This window comes from Mycobacterium innocens (assembly GCF_900566055.1).
Lineage (GTDB): Bacteria > Actinomycetota > Actinomycetes > Mycobacteriales > Mycobacteriaceae > Mycobacterium > Mycobacterium innocens.
Genome location: NZ_UPHQ01000113.1, coordinates 1 through 10,609, shown reverse-complemented (window position 1 = coordinate 10,609; position 10,609 = coordinate 1). Strand labels below are relative to the sequence as shown.

Genomic DNA, 10,609 nt, shown 5'->3' with positions numbered 1-10,609 from the left:
AGGCGGCGAGGGCGGGCCCTCGCCGATCAGCGGGACCGCCTTGTTCACGGGTGGGGTTGGCGGCAACGGCGGCAACGGCGGCAATGGCGGCGACGGCGGATGGCTCCAAGGCAACGGTGGTGGTGGCGGCGCCGGCGGGTCGGGAGCTGGAGCCGGCAACGCCGGTAACGGCGGCGATGCCCGCCTGGTCGGCAACGGTGGGGCCGGTGGTACCGCCGGCACCACGGGAGGAATTCCGCCTATCGGGGTCGACGGCAGCGGGGGCACCCGGGGCTTGTTGTTCGGCAACGACGGCCCGGCCGGGTAGCGCTGATCGCCGACAGACGTTGCAAACTGGCGAAATCGTCGATGATCGATCTGGCCGCGTTGGTGAGGACTATGGCTTCGAAACCGGTGGCGATCGCGAACAGCGCGATATCAGCGGCGATCGGATCGCCGACCGCGTTGATCAGCCCGTACGGATTCCCGTTGATCGCTTGCGAAATCTCGTTCAGGAAGAGTTGGGCATCGTAATACGGGACGGACGTTACCGCGGCATTCACGAAGTCTGCCGTCGGAAGCAAAACCGAGTACCCCATCGACGCCACGCTCGAGATGGCTCCGCCCGCGCGAACCCGCTCAGCGGCGCCTGGCGCCCCGCTTTTCGCGCACCCGCACGTTGATCCGGATCGGACTGCCCTCGAAGCCGAATGTCTCGCGCAGCCGCCGCTCCAGGAACCGCCGGTAGCCGGCCTCCAAAAAACCGGTGGTGAACAGCACGAACGTCGGCGGCCGCGCGGTCGCCTGGGTGGCGAACAGGATGCGCGGTTGTCGGCCGCCGCGCACCGGGGGCGGCGTCGCGGCCACCACTTCCTTCAGCCAGGCGTTCAGCGGGCCGGTCGCTATCCTCGTATCCCACGACGCCAGCGCGCTCTCCAGCGCCGGCACCAGCTTCTGCACCGCCCGACCCGTCTTGGCCGAGATGTTGACTCGCTGCGCCCACCGCACCTGCACCAGTTCGCGGTCGATCTCCCGCTCCAGCAGCTCGCGCCGGTCCTCGTCGACCAGGTCCCACTTGTTGAAGGCCAGCACCAGCGCCCGTCCGGCCTCGATGACCATCGACAGCACCCGCTGATCCTGTTCGGTCAGCGGCTGTGATGCGTCGATCAGTACGATCGCCACCTCGGCGGAATCGATGGCCGCGTGGGTGCGCACCGACGCATAGAACTCGTGTCCGCTGGCCTGGCCGACCTTGCGCCGCAGGCCTGCGGTGTCGACGAAACGCCACACCTTGCCGCCCATCTCGATCAGCGAATCCACCGGGTCGACCGTCGTCCCGGCGACCTCGTGCACCACCGACCGCTGATCGCCGGCCAGCTTGTTCAGCAACGAACTCTTGCCGACGTTGGGTTTGCCGACGAGGGCCACCCGCCGCGGACCGCCGCCGGCCGAGACCGACTCCCCAATTTCGGGCAGCGCGGCCAACACCTGGTCGAGCAGATCGGCCACACCGCGACCGTGCATCGCGCTGACCGCATGCGGCTCGCCAAGTCCCAGCGACCACAGCGCGGCCGCGTCGGCTTCGCCCTTCTCGTTGTCAACCTTGTTGGCGGCCAGGAAGACTGGCTTACCCGAGCGGAGCAGGATGCGGGCGGCGGCCTCGTCGGCCGTGGTAGCTCCGACACCCGCGTCCACCACCAGAACCACCGCATCGGCGGTGCGCATCGCCACCGACGCCTGCTCGGCCACCAGTTGCTGCAGACCTTTGGCGTCCGGCTCCCATCCCCCGGTGTCCTGCACGACGAACCGGCGTCCACTCCACAGGGCGTCGTAGGATACGCGGTCACGCGTCACGCCCGGAACGTCTTGCACCACCGCCTCACGCCGGCCCAAGATCCGATTGACCAGAGTCGATTTGCCGACGTTGGGCCGGCCCACGATCGCCACGACCGGCGCGGGCGCCGACTCCGACAGCTCGGCCAGATCGGAATCGTCAAGCTCCCAGTCACTTTCGTCGGACCAGGTGCCGTCGTGGGTCACCGCAGGGCTCCGCTATGCTGCGTTACCAACTCCAATAGGTAATCGACGACTTGAGCCTCGGTCATGTCGCTGGTGTCGACGACGATCGCATCAGCCGCCGCTCGCAACGGCGACACCGCGCGGGTGGAATCCAGATGGTCGCGCCGGCGCACGTCGGCCAGCACCGCGTCGTAATCGTCGACCAACCCGGCCGCGACATTTTGATCGTTGCGGCGCCGGGCCCGGGTTTCGGCCGACGCGGTCAGAAAGATTTTCACCGGGGCATCGGGAAACACCACGGTCCCGATGTCGCGGCCCTCCACGACGATGCGGTCCGGCCCCTCGGCCATGGCACGTTGCAGCTCGACCAGCCGCTCACGCACCACAGGCACCGCTGACACCGTCGACACCGCCCCGGTGACGTCATCTCCTCGGATCTCCGCCGAAACGTCTTGTCCGGAAAGGCAAAAGCTGCTCGCGTCCGGGCTATAGCCGACCGACAACTGCACGCTCGACGCACAGTCCCCGACCGCCTGTGCGTCTGCCGGATCGATTCCGGCGCGCAGTACCGCCAGCGTCACCATCCGGTACATCGCCCCGGTATCCAGAAAGCGAGCTCGGAGCCTACGAGCTAATCCCCTTGAAACAGATGACTTTCCAGTCCCGGCCGGACCGTCGATGGCGATAACCGACTGCGCCACAGGCTGATGACCCGCTTGGCTTGCGTCACTCACAGGCCCACCGCTTTGTACAGTTGTCCGACCTCGTCGCGACCTAATGCCCGCACACTGCCCGGACGCTGCTTGCCCAGTTTCACCGGGCCGATATCGGTGCGCACCAATGCCTCCACCGGAAATCCCGCCGCCGCCAGCAGCCGGCGCACGATTCGATTACGTCCTTCGTGCAGCGTCACCCGCACCAACGTCTTGCCCGGGATCGCGTCCACCACCGCGAAACCGTCGACCCGGGCGAGCCCGTCGTCCAATTCGATTCCCGCCCTGAGCTTTTTACCCAGCCCCCGCGGCACGGTCCCGGGCACCGTGGCCAGATAGGTCTTGGGCACCTCGTGCGAGGGATGCATCAACCGGTGTGCCAGCTCGCCATCGTTGGTCAGCAGGATCAGTCCTTCGGTGTCGGCGTCCAGCCGCCCGACATGAAAAAGATTCTTGTTTCCCCGGACTTTCCGCTCGATCAGGTCGCCGATACACGGCCGGCCGCGGTCGTCGGACATGGTCGAGTGCATCCCCCGAGGCTTGTTCAGCGCCAGGTAGACCAGCGACTCGTCGACCACCACCCGGGCCCCGTCGACCCGGATCACCGAGATGTCCGGGTCGACCCGGGTACCCAGCTCGGTCACCAGCTTTCCGTCGACCTCGACGCGGCCGTCGATGATCATCTTCTCGGCAGCCCGCCGGGACGCAATTCCGGCCTGGGACAACACTTTTTGCAAACGAATGCCCGGTGACTGCTCCAGCTCAACCATCAGTCATTGTCCACGTCGAACGTCAACGTCTGGTCGGATGGCTGGCCGCCGGCGAGTTTGATGAAACGCGGCTCGCTATCCAAAGAGGCACTCAGGTCATCGATCGTGTCGACGTCGGGAAGCAGCGGCGCGAGATCGGGCAGCTCGGACAATGACGTCAAACCCAAACGCTCCAAGAACAAGTCGCTGGTGGCGAACGTCACCGCGCCGGTGTCCTCGTCGGTACCGACCTCGGTGATCAGGCCGCGCGCCAGCAGGGTACGCATCACGGCGTCCACGTTGACCCCGCGAACCGCACTCACCCGCGCACGCGTCACCGGTTGACGGTAAGCCACGACCGCAAGGGTTTCCAGCGCGGCGCGGGTGAGCTTGGTTCGCGCTCCGTCCAGAAGCAGCTTCTCGACGTAGGGCGCGAATCGGGCGCGGGTATACAACCGCCAGCCGTCACTGCTGTGCCGCAACTCGATGCCGCTGTCGCGTTCGGTGAGTTCGTCGGCCATCAACCGCAGTTTCGCCGCGACCCGGTAGACCGGTTGTTCGGTGGCCGTGGCCAGCGCTTCGGCGGTCACCGGGGTGTCGACGACCAGCAGCAGTGCCTCCAACACCCGTCCGAGTTCGTCGGGATCCATCTCGGTGGGCTCAGCGATATCCGGGATGCCCGATGACATGGCATAGCCGAGATCTTGGTCGGGAGCATCGTCAGTCAACAACAGCTCCTCCGCATCTCGTCCCGCTGCATCGTCATATCGTTGCCGGCGCGGGTCATCATTGGTCTCGCACTTCCACCAAAGCTTCGTCCCCCGCAACCGGGCGGTACCCCCAGGTCGGCTGTTCCCCGGTCCACGAAACCTGGAGCACCCCAAGGGGCTCTGACTGGTCGAATGCTACCGCCCGGGACCTATACAGTTCGAGCAGCGCCAGGAAACGCCCGACCACCTCGATCGGCGCCTGACAGTCGGCGACCAGCTCAGAAAATGTGGCCCATTGGCCACCGCCCCGCGCTTGCAGCATCGCGAGTAGGTGTTTGGCCTGCTCGGCGACCGAGACGGTCTGCTCGTGCAGGTGTGCGGTCGCCACCTTGGGTGCCGGCCGCGGAGTCAGGGCGACCGCGGCGATCTCGGCGAAGCGTTCGGCGTCGACGCCCAGCATCACCTCGGGCAGCAGGCCGGCGAACCGGTCTTCCAGGGACACCGCTCGCGGGTAACTGCGCAACGCGGTGGCCTCCAGCTCGGCGAACATCTCCGCGACATGCTTGAACGCCCGGTATTGCAGCAGCCGGGCGAACAGCAGATCACGCACCTCGAGCAGGGCGAGATCCTCTTCGTCGTCGACCTGCCCGGCCGGCAACAGCCGGGCCGCTTTGAGGTCGAGCAAGGTCGCGGCGACCACCAGAAACGCCGTGGTCTCCTCCAGGTCCAGCTGGGCGCCAATGGCTTTGGTGTAGGCGATGAAGTCGTCGGTGACCCGATGCAAGGCCACTTCGGTGACATCGAGCCGGTGGGCGAAAATCAGCTGCAGCAGCAGATCGAACGGCCCCTCGAAGTTGGCCAGCCGGACCTGAAAGCCGTTCTGAGGTGCGGTGTCTGGATTCGCAGTGTCGTTCACACGCCGAATCGGTCGATGAACTCACGGGCCAGGGCACGGTAAGCCACGGCACCGCCGGACTTCGGGGCCCAGGTCGTGATGGGTTCGCCCGCGACGGTGGTCTCGGGGAAACGAACCGTGCGGGAGATCACGGTGTCGAACACTAGGTCACCGAACCGCTCGACGACGCGGGCCATCACCTCTCGGGCGTTGACGGTGCGCGGATCATAACGGGTCAGCAGGATGCCGCTGATCTCCAGCTTGGCGTTCAGCCGGTCGCGCACCTTGTCGACCGTGTCGGTCAGCAACGCCAGGCCGCGCAGCGAGAAGAACTCGCACTCGGTCGGGATGACCACACCGTCTGCGCAGGCCAGCCCGTTGACGGTGAGCAGACCCAACGACGGCTGGCAGTCGATGAGCACATAGTCGTAGCGGTCCAGCACCGGGTACAGCGCCCGGCCCAGGGTCTGCTCCCGGCCCACCTCGTTGACCAGCTGGATCTCTGCGGCCGACAGGTCGATATTGCTGGGCACCAGATCCATGTCCTTGACCCGGGTGTGAATCAGCACGTCGTCGATCGACACGCGCGGCTCCACCAGCACGTTGTGGATTGTCTTTTCCAGCTCGTAGTGCGGGACACCCAGGCCCGCCGACAACGCCCCCTGCGGGTCCATGTCCACCAGCAGCACCCGCCGGCCGTACTCGGCCAACGCGGCACCCAGGTTGATGGTCGACGTGGTTTTCCCGACGCCGCCCTTCTGGTTGCACATCGCCACCACCTTGGCCGGCCCGTGTGAGGTCCGCGGCACCGGGTCAGGAATCGCCCGCGGCGGCCGTCCGGTCAGGCCGACTTCGATGCCGCTGTCGGGGTGGTCGGTCATACCCGGTCGCGGCTGATGGTGACGGGCGTCAGGGTGGACATCGCAGGAAAGTCTAACGGCTTCCTCCGCCTGCGCCGGCAGACCCGCGGGCAACTATGGGAGCTATGCCGTCGTCGGCAGCCGCAGGACCGCGGCGCTGTGACATGCTTCTCCGACAAGCGCATTTCTTGGGAGCTGCCATGGACGACACGAGCACCGGCCAACGAAGCCACGCCGATCAACTCGACGCCCGGCTACTGCGGATTGCCGGGGTGTGTGTCCTGGGCTCGATGATGTCGATCGTGGACACGACGGTGGTCACCGTCGCGCAGCGCACCTTCGTCGCCACGTTTCACACCACTCAGGCCATGGTCGCCTGGACCATGACCGGCTACACCCTTGCTTTGGCGGCGGTGATCCCGCTGGCCGGTTGGGTAGCCGACCGGTTCGGCACCAAGCGGCCCTTCATGGGCTCGCTGCTCGCGTTCACCTTCGGCTCACTGCTGTGCGCGATGGCGCCCAACATCACTCTGCTGGTCGCGTTCCGGGTGGTACAGGGCCTCGGCGGCGGCATGCTGATGCCGCTGGTGCTGACCATCCTGACCCGCGAGGCGGGCCCCCGGCGGCTTGGGCGGGTGCTGGCCATCCTGGGCATTCCGATGCTGCTCGGCCCCGTTTTCGGCCCGGTGCTGGGCGGCTGGCTGATCGACAGCTATGGATGGCAATGGATCTTCTGGATCAACCTGCCGATCGGGCTGGTCACATTGCTGCTTGCGGCAATCGTCTTCCCGGGGGATCAGCCGACACCGTCGGAGTCATTCGACGTCCTCGGCATGCTGCTGCTCTCCCCCGGCCTGGCCACATTCCTGTACGGATTATCGGTTGTTCCCGCGCGCGGAACGGTGACCGATCGCCATGTGTGGATACCGGCCGCGCTCGGTCTGGCGTTGATCGTCGGGTTCGTCGTACATGCCAGCTACCGCGCCGAGCACCCGCTGATCGATCTGCGGTTGTTCACCAACCGCGTGGTCGCACTTGCCAACTCGGCGATGTTTCTGTTCGCCGTCTCCTTTTTCGGCGCCGGGTTGCTATTCCCCAGCTACTTCCAGGAGTTGCTGCACCAGACGCCGCTAGGCGCCGGGATGAGCATGGTCCCGAGGGGAATCGGCGCCATGGTGACCATGCCGCTGGCCGGATCCCTGATGGACAAACGCGGACCGGGCAAGCTCCTGCTGGTCGGCGTGACGCTGATTGCCGCGGGCATGGGCATCTTCGCCTACGGGGTGGCCAGACAAGCGGCGTACCTGCCGACACTGCTCCTCGGATTGACGATCATGGGCCTGGGCATGGGTTTGACGATGATGCCGCTTTCCGCCGCCGCGGTGCAGACGCTGGCCCCGCATCACATCGCGCGGGGTTCGACACTGGTCAGTGTCAATCAGCAGGTGGGCGCATCGGTCGGAACCGCCTTGATGTCGATGATCCTGACCAGCCAGTTCAATCGCAGCGAAAACGTCGCCGCCGCACGCAAGATCGCGGACCTGCAAGAGGACGCGGCCCGCCGCGGGGTACCGGTCGACCCCTCGTCGATACCGCCGCGGGCACTCAACCCTGACTTCAAAGGCAATGTGCTGCATGACCTTTCGCATGCATACAGCGTGGTGTTCGCGGCAGCGGTGGTCCTGGTGGCGCTGACACTTGTCCCGGTGGCATTTCTGCCGCGCAAGCCCGCGGGCCAGATGTCGAAGAGTGTGAAATAACCAGCCGCTCGTCGAATGCCGCCGGCACCCGGGTGAACCAGCCCGGGCCAGCCGCCAGCGCCCGAACACGGTGCTTGGTGGATATGCTTGCACGATGACTTCGCGGGAAGGACCGTCGCACATTACCAGCGAAAATCCGCAACGGTTGCCGACGAAACGCGACGTGGAAACCAGCATTGCGGCAATGGCCGGTGTTGCCCAGTCCAACGGTCTCTCAGCAACCGATGAGCGCCTCCTGGAAGCCGCGAACAGGTATCTGGCCGATGACGACATCGACTGGAGAAAGGTTGCCGAGCGACCGGCCGACGAAATATCGGTCAGGCTCGAAACCGACGTCGCCAAACGCTGCGCGTTGTTCCTGATGACCGCTGCGATTTTCGCGCACGGCAGAGTTCAGCTGCCGAGAGTCGAGGCGAGCCTGAAGATCGCGAGGGCGCTCGGTTGCCATGAGGGGTTCCTCGATGACCTACTCGACATTGCCCGCGGACGCGAATTCATTGGGGCCATGCGAATCAGGGCAAAGCTCATGAGCAGCCACGGCACGTCTCGTATCCAGGTTCTGAAGGGCTTCTGGGACAACATGTCCGGTTATCTCGGGCTTTCGACCGACCCGGTGCTGGCCGCGTCCTATCACAAGCTGGGTCTCCTCGAACCGGGGCTGCTCGGACGCGAACTCTGGGCCCACTATGTCCGGAACAACCTGAGGTTTCCGGGCGAGAAAGGCACCACGGGCGAGTTCATTGTTTCGCATGACGTGGCTCATGTCTTGTCCGCGTATTCGACGGAGCCGGCCGGTGAAATTCTTGCCGGAGCGTTCACGGTCGGATATAAGGCCCGCAATCCATTTGCACCGCTGCTGCTGGTGCTCCTGCAGTTTCAGGCCGGCATAAAAATTGACTTTCGGTCCGAGGCGCTGACCGGATCACTGGATCCCGCCGGCTATATGGATGCTTTTCGGCGCGGCCTCGAGTGCAAAGCTGACCTTACCTACGGGAGTTGGGACTGGCGACGCTACGCCGAGATACCAGTGGCGGAGCTTCGCGAGCGGTTGGCGATTCCACCGCAAGCGGCGCCAGCCGTTGCGGGCGGCACCTACCAAGAAGTCTTGTGAGGTCTTGTCAAGTCTGAGACGTCGCTATCGGCGCGAATTGCCGGAACCGGCACGCGGGTCAGACATTAGACGAGCGATGATTTTACCTTCGTTAACTACTCCTACCGGGGGGTTAATTAACAAAGCGGTAATTTCAGTTCGGCCTCCGTGCAGCAGGGACGGCAGATACAAACTAATGCACTGATTGCCTACATCTTGCCGACATCGATGTCGCGACCGGCCGCGTCAGTCCCAAGCGCTAGGTGTGTCGATGCCCGTCAATTTCTCTGCCAACGACGTTGATTGCTCTCGTCACGTTGCTTGCCCACGCTCATCCGGGGCCGGCGGTGGGGCATCGGCCATCACGATCGGACGGTAGGGCGTGCCCGGCGTACAGATTTTGCCTGTTGCCGGGAGTCCGCAGGTGGCCGGCAGCATCGGCGCCGGCCTGCTGTCCGACTTCGCGGCGTTGCCGCCCGAGATCAATTCCGGGTATGTACAGCGGCCCCGGATCGGGGCCCCTGATGGCCGCCGCGGCGGCGTGGGACCGCCTTGCGGATGAATTGGAGACTACGGCTACTGCCTACAGTTCGCTGATCCTGGAGCTGACCGGCCTGCCGTGGCGCGGTACGGCGGCCGATGCGATGGTGGCTTCCGTTCTGCCGTTTGTCAGTTGGCTGAGTTCCACTGCGGCACTTGCCGAGCAGGCCGCAATTCAGGCCAGCGCGGCCGCAGCTGCCTTCGATTCGGCGTTTGCGCTGACAGTGCCGCCGCCGGTGATCGCGGCCAACCGGGCGTTATTGACGGCACTCGTCGCGACCAACTGGTTCGGGCAAAACACCCCGGCGATCGCGACCGCCGAAGCCCACTACGCCGAGATGTGGGTTCAAGACGCCACCGCCATGCACGAATACGCCGCCGCCGCTACGGTCGCCTCGGTATTGACGCCGTTCACCCCACCACCGAAGGTCACCAACCCCTACCCGGCGTCGATTCCATGGGACACCTTGCTCGAGTACTGGACCACGATTCTGGACGCCTTGGCCATCTCCGAGGGGTTCATTTACGACGGCGGCGGCCTGACCCTCAATGGCCTGCAGGTCGCCGGAGCGATGTTGTGGTCCAACACTTCCAACGCCGAAGTGCCGGCCGCCGCGGCCGAGGCGCCGGCCGGCGTGCCCGGCGCCGCCGCGGCGTGGAGCTTGTCGCAAGTGGGCGCCGGGCCGGTGGCGATCAGTGCCGGTCTGGCCGTCAAGGTCGGACCGATGTCGGTGCCACCGGGGTGGGGCCCGCTGCCCTCGGCCGCAGGTACCAAGGTGGCGACGATATCGGCTCGTGGCGTCCGCGCCGCCGTCCGGGCCGGTGAATTGTCGGGCCTGCTGCCGGGCGTGTCACCGTCACGATCGAGAGCGGCTGAGGCCGGCGGCAACTTCGGCCGCCGGTATGGATCACGAATCCGGGTGACGTGTCGCCCACCGAACGCCGGATAACCGGGTTCAGTGACCGACATGGCGAGCCGCCACAAGGTAAGGAGCTCATAGCGATGGATTTCGGGGCGCTGCCACCGGAGGTCAACTCCGGACGCTTGTATGCCGGACCGGGATCAGCCGTTGCGAGTGAGTGATCTTTAGTGGTCACGCGACTCGCACCCCATTTCGGGGTTGTTCGGCAGCCTTGCGGCTGCGTCCCTTCCGCGCTTCACAGCCACCGGCCGGGCCAGGCCCGGTCTTACGGTCGGCTCCACGCTTGACGGCGGCCCCAACTGGGCCGACGACGCTAATGGTGTCCTCGTAGCGTGCGAGGTTGATCGCGGCGTTGTCATCACGTTGGTGTG

9 protein-coding genes and 4 pseudogenes are annotated in these 10,609 nt (G+C 65.6%); 6 read left to right on the top strand and 7 right to left on the bottom strand.

Features of this window, described 5'->3' with window-relative positions; genetic code table 11:
• Positions 1–307: pseudogene (locus tag EET03_RS12675) on the top strand (PE family protein); the annotation flags it as partial.
• 311 nt (positions 308–618) lie between these two features.
• On the opposite strand, the gene der reads toward EET03_RS12675, so the two are convergent.
• From der to EET03_RS12645, 6 genes are all read right to left on the bottom strand, one after another.
• Complete coding sequence (der, locus tag EET03_RS12670) at positions 619–2,019, bottom strand: ribosome biogenesis GTPase Der (protein WP_075544786.1); 1,401 nt, start codon at positions 2,017–2,019, stop codon at positions 619–621.
• A complete protein-coding gene (gene cmk / locus EET03_RS12665; RefSeq protein WP_075544785.1) occupies positions 2,016–2,699 on the bottom strand; it encodes a (d)CMP kinase in 684 nt (227 codons plus the stop codon). Before cmk ends, der begins: the two co-directional genes overlap by 4 nt.
• Positions 2,700–2,728: 29 nt before the next feature.
• Positions 2,729–3,484, bottom strand: coding sequence for a pseudouridine synthase (locus EET03_RS12660; RefSeq protein WP_099194174.1), 756 nt, complete (start codon positions 3,482–3,484; stop codon positions 2,729–2,731).
• Positions 3,481–4,149 (bottom strand): SMC-Scp complex subunit ScpB, encoded by a 669-nt coding sequence (gene scpB / locus EET03_RS12655; RefSeq protein WP_099194173.1) that lies wholly within the window; start codon positions 4,147–4,149, stop codon positions 3,481–3,483. The genes EET03_RS12660 and scpB overlap by 4 nt, the downstream gene beginning before the upstream one ends.
• Before the next feature lie 97 nt (positions 4,150–4,246).
• Complete coding sequence (locus EET03_RS12650) at positions 4,247–5,086, bottom strand: segregation/condensation protein A (RefSeq protein ID WP_075544783.1); 840 nt, start codon at positions 5,084–5,086, stop codon at positions 4,247–4,249.
• The gene (locus EET03_RS12645; RefSeq protein ID WP_075544782.1) at positions 5,083–5,946 is read right to left on the bottom strand and encodes a ParA family protein; all 864 of its coding nucleotides are present in this window, start codon (positions 5,944–5,946) and stop codon (positions 5,083–5,085) included. The genes EET03_RS12650 and EET03_RS12645 overlap by 4 nt, the downstream gene beginning before the upstream one ends.
• Before the next feature lie 179 nt (positions 5,947–6,125).
• On the opposite strand from EET03_RS12645, the gene EET03_RS12640 reads away from it, so the two are divergent.
• The 5 genes and pseudogenes from EET03_RS12640 to EET03_RS31460 form a co-directional block, all read left to right on the top strand.
• Positions 6,126–7,685, top strand: coding sequence for a DHA2 family efflux MFS transporter permease subunit (locus tag EET03_RS12640; protein ID WP_075544781.1), 1,560 nt, complete (start codon positions 6,126–6,128; stop codon positions 7,683–7,685).
• A 163-nt stretch (positions 7,686–7,848) separates the two neighbouring features.
• Entirely contained in the window at positions 7,849–8,796 is a 948-nt protein-coding gene (locus EET03_RS12635; RefSeq protein ID WP_244232339.1) for a hypothetical protein, read from the top strand.
• Positions 8,797–9,226: 430 nt separating this feature from the next.
• Positions 9,227–9,755 (top strand): annotated as a pseudogene (locus EET03_RS33020) (PPE family protein); the annotation flags it as partial.
• A gap of 132 nt (positions 9,756–9,887) precedes the next feature.
• Positions 9,888–10,265: a PPE family protein, SVP subgroup gene (locus tag EET03_RS33015; protein WP_425271521.1), complete on the top strand. Its 378-nt coding sequence runs from the start codon at positions 9,888–9,890 to the stop codon at positions 10,263–10,265.
• Positions 10,266–10,318: 53 nt separating this feature from the next.
• A pseudogene (locus EET03_RS31460) lies at positions 10,319–10,384 on the top strand (PPE domain-containing protein); the annotation flags it as partial.
• Between the two features lie 25 nt (positions 10,385–10,409).
• Here the strand turns inward: EET03_RS31460 and EET03_RS12625 are convergent.
• A pseudogene (locus EET03_RS12625) lies at positions 10,410–10,609 on the bottom strand (IS607 family element RNA-guided endonuclease TnpB); the annotation flags it as partial.